The sequence below is a fragment of the Massilia norwichensis genome (genome assembly GCF_024753245.1).
GTDB classification, from domain to species: domain Bacteria; phylum Pseudomonadota; class Gammaproteobacteria; order Burkholderiales; family Burkholderiaceae_D; genus Telluria; species Telluria norwichensis.
This window is the reverse complement of sequence record NZ_JANUGX010000001.1, coordinates 210,484-225,908: the sequence shown is the minus strand read 5'-3', so window position 1 is coordinate 225,908 and position 15,425 is coordinate 210,484. Positions and strand designations below refer to the sequence as shown.

The following is a 15,425-nucleotide window of genomic DNA, read 5'->3' as shown; positions in this document are numbered from 1 at the left end:
GTATCCTGCGGGGGTCTACCCGAAGTCTCCCATCATGCGCTCCCCGATCTCTCCCGGCCTCCTCATCCTGCACGGCAACCAGATGGAACTGCTGCGCGCCGCCGTCTTCGACTGGCTGCGTGCAAATCCGCTCGGCCCGTTGGAGGAAGAAATCATCCTCGTGCAGTCGAACGGCGTGGCCGAATGGCTGAAGATCGCGCTGGCCGAGGAGCTGGGCGTGTGCGCGGCCACCCGGGTGGCGCTGCCGGCGCGCTTCCAGTGGGAGGCCTACCGCGGCATGCTGGGCCCGGAACGGGTACCGCGCCGCTCGCCCTTCGACAAGGATGCGCTCACCTGGCGCCTGATGCGCCTGCTGCCGGAGCTGCTGGCCAAGGAACAGTTCGCGCCGCTGCGCCACTTCCTGTCCGATGGCGACCCCGAGCGCCGCCTGCAGCTGGCCGAGCGCCTGTCCGACCTCTACGACCAGTACCAGGTCTACCGCGCCGACTGGCTGACCGACTGGGCCGAGGGACATGACCAGTTGCGTCGCCCCGGCGGCGAGCCGGTCGCGCTGGCGCCCGACCAGTGCTGGCAGGCCCAGCTCTGGCGCGAGATCCACGCCAGCCTGCCGCCCGAGCGCCGCTGGTCCGGCCGCGCCACCATCCACCAGCAGTTCATGGCCGCGGTCGAGGACGAGCGCCAGCCGGCCCAGCGCCTGCCGCGCCGCGTGGTGCTGTTCGGGATGTCGACCCTGCCTTACCAGACCATCGAGGCGATGGCCGGGCTGTCGCGCTACACCCAGGTGCTGCTGGCGGTGCCGAATCCCTGCCAGTACCATTGGGGCGACATCATCGAGGGCCGCGAGCTGCTGACCGCCGCCTACCGCCGCCACCAGTCGCGCAACGGCAGCAACCTGGCCGAAGTGCCGGTCGAGGAGCTGCACGCGCACAGCCACCCGCTGCTGGCCAGTTGGGGACGCCAGGGACGCGACTTCGTGCGCATGCTGGACGAGTTCGACGGCCAGCTTGGCGCGCGCTTCGGCAACATGCGCGTCGACCTGTTCAACGAAGGCGATGAAGGCACGCTGCTGTCGCAGGTGCAGGCGGCGGTGCGCGACCTGCTGCCGCTGGCCGAGCACCCGCACGTGCCGCCCGAGCCGGAGGACCGCTCGATCGAATTCCACATCGCCCACAGCGCCCAGCGCGAGGTCGAGGTGCTGCACGACCAGCTGCTGTCCTGGTTCGCGCGCGACCCCGCGTTGCGCCCGCGCGATGTGGTGGTGATGGTGCCCGATATCGACACCTTCTCGGCCGCCGTGCATGCCGTGTTCGACCAGCACAAGCGCAGCGACCCGCGCTACATCCCCTTCGAGATCGGCGACGTCAAGGACCGCAGCGTGAACCCGCTGCTGGTGGCGATGGAATGGCTGCTGCGCCTGCCGCAGCAGCGCTGCCGCCAGAGCGAGGTGCGCGACCTGCTGGACGTGCCGGCGCTGGCCGCACGCTTCGGCGTGGAGGAAGACGACCTGCCGACCCTGGGCCGCTGGATCGAGGGCGCCAGCGTGCGCTGGGGCCTGGACCAGAAGCACCGCGCCGGCCTCGGCCTGGGCTCGGCCGGCGAGCAGAATTCCTGGCTGTTCGGCATCCGGCGCATGCTGCTGGGCTATGCCACCGGCGCCGGCCCCAGCTTCGGCGAGATCGAACCCTATGCCGAGGTGGGCGGCCTCGACGCATCGCTGGCCGGCGCGCTGGCCGAACTGGTGGAAAGCCTGCTGGCCTGGCGCGAACAGCTCGATGCGGTGCTCACGCCGCAGGAATGGGGCCAGCGCGCGCGCGCACTGATGGCGCGCTTCTTCCGCGCCTGCGACGACGAAGACCGCATGATGCTGAACCAGCTCGAGGAAGCGCTGCAGTGCTGGCTGGAGATCTGCGAGAACGCCCTGTTTGACGAAGCGGTGCCGCTGGGCGTGATGCGCGAAGCCTGGCTGTCGGAGCTCGACCAGCCGGCCCTGAACCACCAGTTCGTTTCGGGCGGCGTGACCTTCTGCACCCTGATGCCGATGCGCGCCGTGCCCTTCAAGGTGGTCTGCCTGCTGGGCATGAACGACGGCGACTTCCCGCGCCGCGGCCACCAGTCCGACTTCGATTTGCTGGCACTGCCGGGCATGGGACGGCCGGGCGACCGCTCGCGCCGCGACGACGACCGTTACCTGATGCTGGAAGCGCTGCTGGCCGCGCGCGACAAGCTGTATGTGAGCTGGGTCGGCCGCAACGTGCGCGACAACACCGAGCAGCCGGCCTCGGTGCTGGTCTCGCAGCTGCGCGACTACCTGAAGAACGGCTGGGACATGGAAGAGGGCCTGCCGGACCGTACGACCGTGCATGCGTTGCAGCCGTTCTCGCGCCGCTATTTCGAAGCGGGCGGCCTGCTGACCTATGCCGGCGAATGGCGCTCGGCGTACAGGGAAGATGAGGACAACGCAGCAAGCGACGACGCTTTGCCGCCCTACGAACTGGAACCCGACTACCGCCTGAAGCTGGGCGAGCTGCTGTCCTTCCTGCGCCAGCCGGCGCGCTACTTCTTCCGGCGCCGCCTGGGCGTGAACTTCGGCGGCAACGAGGTGGTGGGCGAAGACGAGGAGCCGTTCTCGCTCGACGCCCTCGAACGCTACTTCGTGGAAGACACCCTGCTCGACGACAGCGGCAGCCCGGAAGCGCAGGACGAAGTGCGCCAGATGCTCGATGCGCGCGCCCAGCGCCTGGTGCGCGAGGGCAGGCTGCCGATCGGCCTGCTGGGCCGGCAATGGCAGCAGCAGCTGGTCGAGGACCTGGTGCCGGTGCGGCGCAGCTGGCTGGCGCTGGGCGCCCGTTATCCGGACCCGGCGCCCAAGCTGGCGGTGAGCCTGGACGTGAACGGGATCCTGCTCGACGACTGGATCGACAAGCTGCGCAGCAACGACGGCGAGACCGTATGGCTGCTGCAGATCTCGTCCAAGGTGCTCGACCGCAAGGGCGCGCCGCGCGGCGACAAGCTGATCGGCCCCTGGCTGCGCCAGCTGGCGGCCAGCGCGGTCGGCGCGCGCCTCACCGGCTACCTGGTGGCGCGCGACGCCACGCTGCAGCTGGACCCGATCGACCCCGCCATCGCCCATGCCGCCATCGAGAACATCGTGGCGCTGTGGCGCGCCAATCTCGACCATCCGCTGGCGGTGGCCTGCAAGACCGCGCTGGCCCACCTGGCCGGCGGCGACCCGCGCGAGACCTATGACGGCGGCTTCGAAATCAATGGCGAAGTCGACGACCCCTGTCTTGCGCGCCTGTGGCCCGAATTCGCGGTGCTGCGCGCCGCCGGCGACTGGCCGCGCACTGCCGAAGCTTTATATGGCCCGCTGGCGGCCTGGCTGCGCGACAGCGTCACCGTCACCGTCACTCCGCAGGAGCCGAGCGTATGAGCGAGCTGCTCCAGCCCCTGACTTTCCCGCTGCACGGCTCGCGCCTGATCGAAGCCAGCGCCGGCACCGGCAAGACCTGGACCATCGCCGCGCTCTACCTGCGCCTGGTGCTCGGCCACGGCAATGGCAATGGCGACGGCGAAGAGAACGGCTTCCCGCGCCCGCTGCTGCCGCCCGAGATCCTGGTGATGACCTTCACCCGCGCCGCCACGCGCGAGCTGTCGAACCGGGTGCGCGAACGCCTGGTGCAGGCGGCCGCCTTCTTCCGTGGCGAGGAATACGTCGACGATCCCTACCTGGAGGCGCTGGCCGACAGCTACGAGGATGACGCCGCGCGCATGGTCGCGGCCCACCGCCTGGTGCTGGCCGCCGAGACCATGGACGAAGCGGCGATCTTCACCATCGACGCCTGGTGCCAGCGCATGCTGCGCGAACACGCCTTCGACAGCGGCAGCCTGTTCGACGAAGAGCTGGTCGGCGACGAGCGTGCCCTGTTCGAGGATGCCGCCAACGACTACTGGCGCCAGCACGTGTATCCGCTGAACGGCCATGCGCTCAAAAGCCTGCTGGCGGTCTGGAAGGACGTCGATGCCCTGAAGGCGGCGGCGCGCGAGCTGGTGCAGCGCGCCGAATTGCTGGGACCCGACTGCGTGGACGAGGAGGGCCGGCCGAACGACATGGAGGCGCTGGGCGCCGTCATCGCCGCGGTCGAGCGCTCGCAGAAGGCCAAGCTCGCGCGCCTGAAGGAGGGCTGGACCGAGCGCGCGGATGCGATGGAAGCCTGGATCGCCGCCCAGCGCGGCACGCACCCGAAATGCTTCAACGGCACCAAGATGAAGCCGGAGTCGCTGGCGAAGTGGTTCGAGGCCTTGCGCGCCTGGGCTGCGGACCCCGCCATGCTGACGCCCGATCTCAACGACACCGCCTGGAACCGCCTGACCCCGGACGGCATCGTCAATGCCTTTGCCAAGGATTTCAGCGCCGCCGTGCCCGAATGCTTCGAGCATACGCAGGCGCTGAAGGCGGCCCTGGAAGAGATCGAGCCGATGGCCCACGCGCTGCTGCGCCACGCCGCCTGCAACATCGCGCGCCGCATGATCGACCTGAAACGCCGCAACCGCCAGTTCGGTTTCGCCGACATGCTCGCGCGCCTGAAAAACGCGCTCGAAGGCGTCAACGGCGAAGCCTTGCGCAAGCGGATCCTCGACCAGTTCCCGGTGGCGATGGTCGACGAATTCCAGGATACCTCGCCCGACCAGTACCGCATCTTCGACCTGCTGTACCACGTGGCGGATAACGATCCGAGCCACGGCCTGTTCCTGATCGGCGACCCCAAGCAGTCGATCTACGGCTTCCGCGGCGCCGACATCCACAGCTATCTGTCGGCGCGCCGTGCCACCGCCGGCCGGCATTACCAGCTCGGCACCAACTACCGTTCGACCGAAGCCGTGGTGGCGGCCGTCAACCGGCTGTTCGAATACGCCGAGCAAGGGCATGCCTTCGGCGCTTTCCGCTTCAAGAAGGAGGGCGAGAACCCGCTGCCTTTCGAGGCGGTGAAGGCGGCCGGGCGCGGCACCGAGCTGGTCGGCGTCGATGGCCCCTTCCAGGCGCTGGCGGTGGCGAGCACGCCGCGCGAGGACCTGCGCACCGAGGACTACCGCGAATACTTCGCCCACCACTGCGCCGAACACATCGTCAGCCTGCTGAACGATCCGCACGTGGGCTTCCGCGACCGCGACAGCGGCCAGTTCAAGCGCCTGGTGCCGGCCGACATCGCGGTGCTGGTGCGCGACCGCCGCGAAGCCACGGCAATCCGGCGCGCGCTGGTGCAGCGCCGCGTCGCCAGCGTCTACCTGTCGGACCAGGATTCGGTGGTCGAGAGCCAGGAAGCGGTCGACGTGCTGCGCTGGCTGCAGGCGGTTGCCAGCCCCCTGGATGGGGTGTTGGCACGGACCGCCTTCGCCACCGCCACCTGTGCGCTGCCGCTGACCGAACTCGCCCGCCTGTCGAGTGACGAACTGGCCTGGGAGCAGCGGGTCGAGCAGCTGAAGAACCTGCACCAGACCTGGCAGCGCCAGGGCGTGCTGGCGATGCTGCGCCGCTTCATCCACGAACTCGGCCTGCCGGCCAAGCTGCTGGCCATGAGCGGCGGCGAGCGGCGCCTGACCAACCTGCTGCACCTGGCCGAGCTGCTGCAGGAAGCCAGCCGCGAACTCGATGGCGAGCAGGCCCTGATCCGCTGGTTCGCCGAGCAGGTCGAGGGACTGGGCGAGGGTGGCGACGAGCGTGTGCTGCGCCTGGAAAGCGATGCCGAGCTGGTCAAGGTCGTCACCGTGCACAAGTCCAAGGGCCTGGAATACCCCCTGGTGTATCTGCCCTTTGCCGTCACCGCGCGCAAGACCGACCGCCGTAACCGCGCCTTCTTCGAGTACGTGCACGAAGATGGCGGGCGGCGCATCGACCTCGGCCTGAGCGAGGATGCGCTGCAGGCGGTGGACCGCGCGCGCCTCGAAGAAGACCTGCGCCTGCTGTATGTGGCGCTGACGCGCGCCAAGCACTTCCTGTGGCTGGGCGTCGCCGCCGTGGCGGCCGGACGCAAGGGCGAGAACCGCCTGCACGAATCCGCGCTCGGCTACCTGCTGACCGGCGGCACGCCGGTGCCGGCCAGCGAGATGCAGGCGCGCTGGGAACAGCTGCGCGGCAGTGTCGATGCGATCGAGCTGCACACGCTGGACGCGCCGGAAGGCTGCACCCGCCTGGCGCGCGCCGACGTGCGCCCGGAACTGGTCGAGGCCCCGGCCTTCGACGGCCAGTTCGAGCGCAACTGGGCGGTCGGGTCCTTCACCTCGCTGACCCGCCACACGGTGGCGCCGCCGACCCGGCCGCAGGAAGAAAACCTGCTGGAAGAAGACGAGCCTGGCACGGTCGAAGTGCAAAGAGCCGAGGACGCGCCCTGGCACCGCTTCCCGCGCGGCGCCACGCCCGGCAACTTCCTGCACGAGCAGCTGGAGTGGATGGCGCAGGAGGGCTTCGGCCGCATCGACGAGGACGATTTCATCAAGCGCCTGCACCAGCGCATCCAGCGCGCCGGCTGGGGCAACCGCGTCGACGATGCGATGGCCTGGCTCGATGCGCTGGCGACCACGCCGCTGCCGCCGACCGGCTGCGCGCTGGCCGAGCTGGAAGAAGTGCTGCCGGAGATGGAATTCTGGTTCCCCAGCCATGGCCTGGACGTGGGTGCGCTCGACCGCCTGTGCCGCCGGCGCCTGCTGGGCGACATCGCGCGGCCAACCCTGCCGGAACGCCAGCTGCATGGCATGTTGAAGGGCTTTACGGACCTGGTGTTCGAGTGCCACGGCCGCTACTGGGTGCTGGATTACAAATCGAACGCGCTGGGGCAGGGCGACGCCGCCTACACGGAAGCGGCGATGGCGGCGGCGATGGCCGATCACCGCTACGACATCCAGGGCGCGATCTACCTGCTGGCCCTGCACCGGCTGCTGCGCGCGCGCCTGGGCGAAGCCTACGATCCCGAGGAACAGCTGGGTGGCGCGGTGTTCCTGTTCCTGCGCGGGATCGGCAACGAATTCACGCGTGGCTGCTACCTGATCGAGCCGGACCGGGAACTGCTCGACGGACTGGATGGGCTGCTGGCAAATGGCTGACAAGAACAAGGACAAGGACGAGGGGATGATGGACCCCGACAAGATCGACATCTTCTGGTTCGAGGTGGAGCGCCTGACCGAGGCCGGCGAACTGCGCCGCCTGTCCGGCGCCTTCGCCCGCTTCGTCGCCTCGCTCGGACCGGCGAGCGGCCCGTTGCTGCTGGCTTCCCTGGTGCTGTCCGAGCTGGAAGGGCGCGGCCACAGCTGCCTGCTGCTGGCCGACCTGGCGCAGGACGCCGCCGGCCTGCTCGGCCTGCCCGCCGAAGAATGGACCGAGCTGGCAGCCGCCATCAAGCCGCTGCCGAAGAACGCCAAGGGCTGGATGGCGCAACTGAGCGGCTGCGAGCAGGTGTGGACGGCCGGCGAATTCGACTACGGCCAGCCGCTGGTGCTGGACGGCGATGCCGATAACGGCCGGCTCTACCTGCGCCGCTACTGGCGCGACGAGACCACGGTGGCGTCCAGCGTGCGCGCCCGCGCCGCCGCGCACCAGGCGGTCGACGTGCCGACCGTACGCGCATGGCTGGACACGCTGTTCGCCACCCAGCGCGCCGCCGAAAAACCGGACTGGCAGAAGCTGGCCTGCGCGATCGCCCTGCGCGGCAGGATGGCGATCATCACCGGTGGTCCCGGCACCGGCAAGACCTATACCGTGGCGCGCCTGCTGGCGCTGCTGTTCGCGACCGCGCCGGATGCGGCCCGCCAGCGCATCGCCCTGGCGGCGCCGACCGGCAAGGCGGCCGCGCGCCTGAAGCAGTCGATCGACAAGGCGCTGGGCGAGCTGGCGGACAAGGTCGGCGACCGGCTGCCGCTGCGCGAACTGACGGCGCGCATGGGCGCGGCGCGCACCCTGCACAGCCTGCTGGGCGCGCGCCCGGACAGCCGCGCCTTCGCCCACCACCGCGGCAATCCGCTCGACGTCGACGTGCTGATCGTCGACGAAGCCTCGATGGTGCACCTGGAGATGATGGCCTCGCTGCTGGACGCGCTGCCGCCCGACGCGACCCTGATCCTGCTCGGCGACAAGGACCAGCTGGCCTCGGTGGAAGCCGGCGCCGTGCTGGGCGACCTGTGCGCCGATGCCCAGGCCGGCAACTACAACGAAGATACCGTGGCCTTCGTGCGCGAAGCGAGCGGCGAGGCGATCCCGCCGGACTACGTGCACGCGGGCGGCGCGCTGGCCCAGCAGACCGTGATGCTGCGCCACAGCCGCCGCTTCGGCGGTCCGATCGGCCAACTGGCGCTGGCGGTGAACGCCGGCGACGTCGAGGCCGCGACGGCCGTGCTGCGCGCGCGCGGCGCCCTGGGCGTCGAGGTCGCGCACGCGCTGCGCTGGATCGAACACGCCCAGCAGCAGCACGCGATCGGCCTGGCGCTGGAAGGCTACCGGCCCTACCTGCAACTGCTGAAGGAAGGTCCAACCCAGGGCGCGGATGGCGCTGCCCACGAGGACTGGGTGCGCGCGGTACTGCAGCGCTTCGAGGCCTTCCGCATCCTGTGCGCGGTGCGCGAGGGCGAATGGGGCGTCGAGGGCTTGAACACGGCGATCGAGCAGCGCCTCGACGGTGTCGGCCTGATCCGCCGCAGCAGCGACTGGTACACCGGCCGCCCGGTCATGGTGACCCGCAACGATTACGCGACCAACGTCTTCAACGGCGACATCGGCCTGACCCTGCCCGACCCGGCGCGCCCCGGCTCGCTGCGGGTCTGGTTCCTGGAAGGCGACAAGGTGCGCAGCGTGCTGGCGACCCGCCTGCGGCATGTGGAAACCGCTTATGCGATGACGGTCCATAAATCCCAGGGCTCGGAATTCGCGCACACGGTGCTGGCGCTGCCGAAGGAGGGTGGGGCGGTGCTGGCGCGCGAACTGGTCTACACCGGCATCACCCGCGCCAGCCGCGAGTTCACGCTGCTGACGCCGGTGCCCGCGGTGCTGGGCGAGACGATCGGCAAGCGTACGCATCGGGCCAGCGGCTTGCGCGGGATGATCGAGCGTTAGCAGTAAAACCGTCGTCCCGCACATTTCCCCCGTCATCCCGCAGCTTTCCCCGTCATCCCCGCGCAGGCGGGGATCCAAGTTTGGGTGAGTAGCGCGAAAAGCCTTTTACAGCCCGCAAAGGACTTGGGTTCCCGCCTTCGCGGGAACGACGAAGTAAGGCTTATTTGCGCCAGTCTTTGCTTTCCTGATGGCAACAATGTTAAAGTTGCTGTTTGGTAACCTCGGAGACTGCGCCATGTTGATCCTTGTCGGTTTTTGCGTCGTGCTGCTGGCGGTGTTCGGCGGCTTCGTGCTGCAGGACGGGCACCTGGCGGCGCTGTTCCAGCCTTACGAGCTCCTGATGATCTTCGGCGGCGCGCTGGGCGCCTTCGTGATCGCCAACGACCGCAAGGCGATTTCGCTGACCTGGCATAGCATCCCGGTCCTGTTCCACGGCTCCCGCTATACCCGCGAGCTCTACATGTCGCTGATGGCGCTGATGTTCGACGTGCTGACCAAGGTGCGGCGCGAAGGCCTGATGTCGCTCGAGGACGACATCGATGCGCCCTATGAGAGCGCGATCTTCGGCAAATACCGGCTGGTGCTGGCGGACCACCACCTGCTCGACTTCATCACCGACTACCTGCGCCTGCTGGTGTCCGGCACCATGAACGCCTACCAGCTCGAAAACCTGATGGACTGCGAGATCGAGACCTACCAGGAGGACGCGGAGATCCCGGTGCAGGCGATCCACAAGCTGGCCGACGGCATGCCGGCCTTCGGCATCGTCGCCGCGGTGATGGGCGTGGTGCACACCATGGGCGCGATCGGACGTCCGCCGGCGGAGCTGGGCAGCCTGATCGCGGCGGCGCTGGTCGGTACCTTCCTCGGCATCCTGCTGTCCTACGGGCTGGTGGCGCCGCTGGCGAGCCTGCTGCACCGCCGCCACCAGGAAGTGGTCAAGGCCCTGCAGTGCGTGAAGGTGACGCTGCTGGCCAGCATGAACGGCTATGCGCCGACCATCGCGGTCGAGTTCGGACGCAAGGTGATCTCGGCCACCGAACGGCCCAGCTTCGCCGAGCTGGAAGGCCATGTGCGGCAGCTGAAATCGCGCTGAAGCCGCACCGGGAACGCGTTGATAGAGAGCGCTTGAGTTTGCATTCGTGCTCACCGATAATGGCTAAATTGCCGAAATTGGGCGTCCACGCCAACATTTCCACCCATGTCCGATTCCTACGGCAGCCTGCCTGCCGCCCAAGCCGCGCTGCTCGGCGCCCAACTCTTCGATAACAGTCCCGACTGCATGAAGCTGCTGGACGCGGATGGCCGCCTGCTGGCCATGAACCGCAACGGCCGCCTGGGCATGGAAATCGACGATTTCAGCGCGCTCCAGGGCCAGCGCTGGCTGTCGCTGTTCCCGGACGAGAGCAGGGAGGCGGTCGGCATCGCCCTCGAACAGGCGCGGCGCGGCGGCAGCGGGCGGGCCAGCGCGTTCTGCCCGACCATGCGCGGCACGCCCAAATGGTGGGACATCGTCGTCACCCCGCTCGGCGGCGCCAACGGCCAACTGGTCGCGGTCTCGCGCGAGGTGACAGCGCAGCGGCGGCTCGAACAGGAGCGCAGCCATCTGCTGGGCGAAGTCCAGGCCGCCAACCAGCGCATGAACGACGTGTTCAAGCAGGCGCCAGCCTTCATGTGCATCCTGCGCGGGCCCGAGCACGTGTACGAGATGGCCAACGACCGCTATTACCAGCTGGTCGGGCAGCGCCGCCTGGTCGGCCTGCCGGCGCGCGAGGCGCTGCCGGAAGTGGGCGGCCAGGGTTTCTTCAAGCTGCTGGACCAGGTGTACCGGACCGGCGAGCCCTTTGTCGGCAACAATTTGCGTGTGGCGCTGCAGCGCGAGCCCGGCGCCCCGCTCGAGGAGCGCTACGTCGACGTGATCTATACCGCGCTGCGCGATGCGAAGGGCGAGATCTATGCGGTGCTGAGTCACGGCATCGACCAAACCCATCGCCGCCAGGCCGAGATCGCGCTGCACGAGAGCCGCGAGCGCTTCGAAAAGATCGTCAGCCAGGCCGCCACCGGCGTGGTCGAGATGGACGTGGCCGGGAACATCACCCTGGTCAACCAGAAGTTCTGCACCATGCTGGGCTATACCGAAGACGAGCTGCTCGGCACCTGGATCATCGACATCACCGCGCCCGACTCGGTGCAGAAGACGCTGGCCGCGGTCGAAAGCATCGTCGCCGAGGGCAGAGGACGGGCGGTCGAGAAGCACTACCGCCGCAAGGACGGCAGCCTGATGTCGGCCACCTCCAGCGTCAACGCGCTGCGCAACGCCGCCGGCGAGACCCACGGCCTGGTCGCGATCGTGCTCGACACCACCGACAGCAAGCTCGCCGCCGAGGCCTTGCGCGCCAGCGAGGAGCGCTACCGCACCCTGTTCGATTCGATGGACCAGGCCTTCTGCGTGGTCGACCTGCACCTGGACGCGAACGACCAGCCGACCGGCTGGACCTTCCTCGAGACGAATGCTGCCTTCAGCGTGCATTCGGGCCTGGCGGATGTGGTCGGGAAGGCACATAGCCTGCCGTCCGCACCCCACGTGTGGTGGCTGGAGTCGGTGCGCAAGGTGGCGAAGGAGGGCGGCAACCTGCGCTACGAGCGTTACGTGCAAGGCCTGGGGCGCTGGCTGGACGTCTACCTGACCCGTATCGGCGAGGCCGGCAGCACCAAGGTGGCGGCGCTGTTCCGCGACATCACCGAACGCAAGACGGCCGAGGAGCAACTGCGCCGCTTTGCCGGCGACCTCGAAGAAGCCGACCGCCGCAAGACCGACTTCCTGGCGACGCTCGCGCATGAGCTGCGCAACCCGCTGGCGCCGATCCGCAGCGGCCTGGGGGTGCTGCGCCTGAACCGCGATGCGACGCCGGCCATGGCGCGGGTGCGCGAAATGATGGAGCGCCAGGTGACCCACATGGTGCACCTGATCGACGACCTGCTGGACGTCGCCCGCATCAGCGGCGGCAAGCTGAACCTGCGCAAGGGCGAGGTGGCGCTCGGCCCCATCCTGGCCAGCGCGGTCGAGACCAGCCTGCCCTTGATCGAGGCCGCGCGCCACGAACTGACGGTCGAGGTGCCGGACGACGAGCTGTTCGTGCACGCCGATGCCACCCGCATCGCCCAGGTGGTGGCGAACCTGCTGAATAACGCCGCCAAGTACACGCCGCCGGGCGGGCGTATTGCGCTGTCGCTGCGGCGCGAGGGCCTGGAAGCGGTGGTGGCGGTCAGCGACACCGGCGTCGGCATCCCCGAACATGCGCTGCAAAGCGTGTTCGAGATGTTCAGCCAGGTCGGCAGCGAAAGCGAGCGTTCGCAGGGCGGCCTCGGGATCGGGCTGTCGCTGGTGCGCCAGCTGGTGCAGATGCATGGCGGCAGCGTGCTGGCGGAGAGCGCCGGGCCTGGCGCCGGCAGCCGCTTCACGGTCAGGCTGCCGCTGCTGCTGAAGGACGCCGCCAGCGCAAGCGCGCCCGTGTCGGCGGCGGCGACCGAAGCGGATGCGGGATCCGGACTCAGGGTGCTGGTGGTGGACGACAACGTCGATGCCGCCGTCACCCTGGCCATGATCCTCGATGTCGACGGCTACGCGACCCGGGTCGCGCACGGCGGCCAGGAAGCGCTGCACATGGTCACGGAATTTGTCCCTGCCGTGGTCTTCCTCGACATCGGCATGCCGGGCATGAACGGTTTCGAGACGGCGGAAGCGATCCGCCGCCTGCCCGGCATCGCCCAGCCCTGCCTGGTCGCCTTGACCGGTTGGGGCGCCGAGCATGATCGCGCACGCTCGGCGGCGGCCGGCTTCGACCATCACCTCACCAAGCCGGTGGAACTGGGCACGGTACAGGCGCTGCTGGCGGGCCTGGCAAAATAAAAGCCACGGCGGCGAACCGGCGCGGCTTTCTTCGGGTGCCGATCAGGCGATCGAGCGATCAGCGATGACGGCGATGGCGCGTCACCTGCGCATGCTTGAAGCGGCTGGTGCGGCTGGCCGAGGCCTTGGCGCGCGGACCGCCGGCGGATGCCTTGATGCGCGGACCACGTGCCGTCGCCTTCATGCGCGGACCGCCGACGGCGGCCTTGACGCGCGAGGCGACGCGGGCGCGTACCGGGCTGGCGGCGGCCGGCGCGGCATCGCCCAGCACGTGGCGGCGAATGTTCAGCGCGTCCAGGATGCGCACCGAGGAGGCGCCGGCGTTCAGCAGCACCATGGTAGCGTTCTTGCCCGCGGCCTTCACGCGCATGATCAGGCAGCGGCCCGCTTCCTGGGTATAGCCCGTCTTCGACAGGCCGATGTCCCAGCCCTTGGCGCCGACCAGGCGGTTGGTGTTGTGGTACTCGACTTCACGGCCCTTGATGTTGACCAGGTGATCCTGCGAGGTCGTGATGCGGGTGATCTCCGCGTAATTCGAGGCGGCGGTCGCCATCTTGACCAGGTCGGCCGCGGTCGATTTGTTATGCGGCGACAGGCCGGTCGGCTCTTCGATCACGGTCTGGGTCATGCCCAGCGCGGCGATCTTGCGTTTCACGGCAAGGCGGAACGCATCCATACCACCCGGATAGGTACGGCCCAGTGCAGCGGCGGCGCGGTTGTCCGACGACATCAGGGCCAGCTGCAGCACGTCGCGGCGCGGAATGGTCGCGCCGACCGGCACGCGCGAGCTGCTGTGCTTGAGCACGTCCACGTCCTCCTTCTCGATCTCGATCGGCTCGTTCATGTCCTGACGGGCGTCGAGCACGACCATCGCGGTCATCAGCTTCGTCAGCGAAGCGATGGGCACGACGGCAGCCGAATTTTTTTCGAACAGGACCTTGCCGGTGTCGTCTTCGACGACCAGCACCGACTGCGATCCGAAAGGCACAGCGAGGGCGGCCGCGCTGGAAATCGTCATCAGCACGGCAGCGAGGAATTTTTTGATCATGTGTTTGTCTGGATAACTGAGCGTTCAGTTAGACCAATAGCGGCGAGCTATATGGCGCTTTTGAAATGGCAGAACACCGACAACTTGATCTAGATCAATGTCATCGGGGGAAAATCAATACCACCGGCAAGATTCTACAAGAAAAAAGGCCTCGCGTTGTCGCAAGGCCTTATTTGTGAACGGAAATTTAGCGATTTATCTTAAAGTAATCTCTTAAAAGCGACTCGGCCATATTTTTCCGTTAGTAAATGCTGTATATCTATCCAGCATTTATTAGCAATTCGAATTACATTCTTTTTATTTCGACTGATAGATCTTGTCGAATTCGCCGCCATCGTCGAAATGGCGTTTCTGCGCCGCGCGCCAGCCGCCGAATACATCGTCGACGGTGAACAGCTGGATCGGCTTGTAATTCGCGGCAAACTGCTTCATGACCTTCTCGTTGCGCACACGCAGGTAGTGCTTGGCGCCGATCGCCTGGCCCTGTTCCGAGTACAGGAAATTCAGGTAGGCGGTGGCCTGCTTGCGCACGCCCTTGCGGTCGACCACTTTATCCACCACGGCCACCGGGGTTTCGGCCAGCACGGAAATCGTCGGGTAGACGACCTCGAAGTTGTCGCCGAATTCGGCGCGCACCAGGTTCACTTCGTTTTCGAAGGTGACCAGGGCATCGCCGATCTGGCGCTGGGTGAAGGTGGTGGTGGCGGCGCGGCCGCCGGCGTCCAGCACCGGCACGTTCTTGAAGATCTTGCCGACCAGCTCGCGGGCCTGGGCTTCGTTGCCGCCTTTCTTGACGACCGAGCCCCAGGCTGCCAGATAGGTATAGCGGCCGTTGCCGGCGGTCTTGGGGTTCGGGATCACGACTTTCACGCCCGGCTTGGCCAGGTCGGCCCAGTCGCGGATGGCTTTCGGGTTGCCCTTGCGGACCAGGAACACCATGGTCGAGTAATAGGGCGAAGCATTGTTCGGGAATTTCTTGGTCCAGTCCTTGGCGACCAGGCCGCGGTCGGCCAGCATGTCGATGTCATTCGCCTGGTTCAGGGTCACCACCGAGGCTTCGAGGCCGTCGGCGACGGCGCGCGCCTGCTTGCTGGAGCCGCCGTGCGACTGCTTGATGACGATGTCTTCGCCGGTGCTCTTCTTCCATTCGGCGATGAAAGCCGGGTTGACGTCCTTGTACAGTTCGCGGGCGACGTCGTAGGACACGTTCAGCAATTCCGGGCCGGCAGCCTGGGAGGCGAGCGGCAGGGCGGCGCTGCCCAGCGCCAGGGTCAGTGCCAGCAGGCGACGGCGGAGCAGAGAGGTGGTTCGGACCATTGTTTGTTCTTCCTTGTAGAGACCTGTGAATACCGGGTTCATCATCCACGAAGAAA

The 15,425-nt window shown here is 67.8% G+C and carries 7 protein-coding genes; 5 read left to right on the top strand and 2 right to left on the bottom strand.

Going from position 1 to position 15,425, the window contains the following annotated elements; translation table 11 throughout:
* The first annotated feature begins 34 nt into the window (after window positions 1-34).
* The 5 genes from recC to NX782_RS00940 all read left to right on the top strand — a co-directional run bounded on the left by recC (window position 35) and on the right by NX782_RS00940 (window position 13,004).
* Window positions 35-3,430 (top strand): exodeoxyribonuclease V subunit gamma, encoded by a 3,396-nt coding sequence (gene recC / locus NX782_RS00960; RefSeq protein WP_258843602.1) that lies wholly within the window; start codon window positions 35-37, stop codon window positions 3,428-3,430.
* Window positions 3,427-7,095 carry an exodeoxyribonuclease V subunit beta gene (recB, locus tag NX782_RS00955; RefSeq protein ID WP_258843601.1) on the top strand — a complete coding sequence of 1,223 codons (3,669 nt, stop codon included), beginning with the start codon at window positions 3,427-3,429 and terminating at the stop codon, window positions 7,093-7,095. Before recC ends, recB begins: the two co-directional genes overlap by 4 nt.
* 28 nt (window positions 7,096-7,123) lie before the next feature.
* Complete coding sequence (gene recD / locus NX782_RS00950; RefSeq protein ID WP_258843773.1) at window positions 7,124-9,094, top strand: exodeoxyribonuclease V subunit alpha; 1,971 nt, start codon at window positions 7,124-7,126, stop codon at window positions 9,092-9,094.
* Between the two features lie 235 nt (window positions 9,095-9,329).
* Window positions 9,330-10,190 (top strand): flagellar motor stator protein MotA, encoded by an 861-nt coding sequence (gene motA, locus NX782_RS00945; RefSeq protein ID WP_258843600.1) that lies wholly within the window; start codon window positions 9,330-9,332, stop codon window positions 10,188-10,190.
* Between the two features lie 105 nt (window positions 10,191-10,295).
* A complete protein-coding gene (locus NX782_RS00940; protein WP_258843599.1) occupies window positions 10,296-13,004 on the top strand; it encodes a PAS domain S-box protein in 2,709 nt (902 codons plus the stop codon).
* A gap of 58 nt (window positions 13,005-13,062) precedes the next feature.
* On the opposite strand, the gene NX782_RS00935 is transcribed toward NX782_RS00940, so the two are convergent.
* Both NX782_RS00935 and NX782_RS00930 read right to left on the bottom strand, forming a co-directional pair.
* The gene (locus tag NX782_RS00935; protein ID WP_258843598.1) at window positions 13,063-14,052 is read right to left on the bottom strand and encodes a serine hydrolase; all 990 of its coding nucleotides are present in this window, start codon (window positions 14,050-14,052) and stop codon (window positions 13,063-13,065) included.
* A gap of 297 nt (window positions 14,053-14,349) precedes the next feature.
* Window positions 14,350-15,369, bottom strand: coding sequence for a sulfate ABC transporter substrate-binding protein (locus tag NX782_RS00930; RefSeq protein WP_258843597.1), 1,020 nt, complete (start codon window positions 15,367-15,369; stop codon window positions 14,350-14,352).
* Window positions 15,370-15,425 lie beyond the last annotated feature (56 nt).

What these genes read in the sequence shown, in the direction of transcription:
- NX782_RS00935 (WP_258843598.1), bottom strand. Translation starts at nt 14,052, where the DNA reads ATGATCAAAAAATTCCTCGCTGCCGTGCTGATGACGATTTCCAGCGCG.
- motA (WP_258843600.1), top strand. Translation starts at nt 9,330, where the DNA reads ATGTTGATCCTTGTCGGTTTTTGCGTCGTGCTGCTGGCGGTGTTCGGC.
- recC (WP_258843602.1), top strand. Translation starts at nt 35, where the DNA reads ATGCGCTCCCCGATCTCTCCCGGCCTCCTCATCCTGCACGGCAACCAG.
- recB (WP_258843601.1), top strand. Translation starts at nt 3,427, where the DNA reads ATGAGCGAGCTGCTCCAGCCCCTGACTTTCCCGCTGCACGGCTCGCGC.
- NX782_RS00930 (WP_258843597.1), bottom strand. Translation starts at nt 15,369, where the DNA reads ATGGTCCGAACCACCTCTCTGCTCCGCCGTCGCCTGCTGGCACTGACC.
- recD (WP_258843773.1), top strand. Translation starts at nt 7,124, where the DNA reads ATGGACCCCGACAAGATCGACATCTTCTGGTTCGAGGTGGAGCGCCTG.
- NX782_RS00940 (WP_258843599.1), top strand. Translation starts at nt 10,296, where the DNA reads ATGTCCGATTCCTACGGCAGCCTGCCTGCCGCCCAAGCCGCGCTGCTC.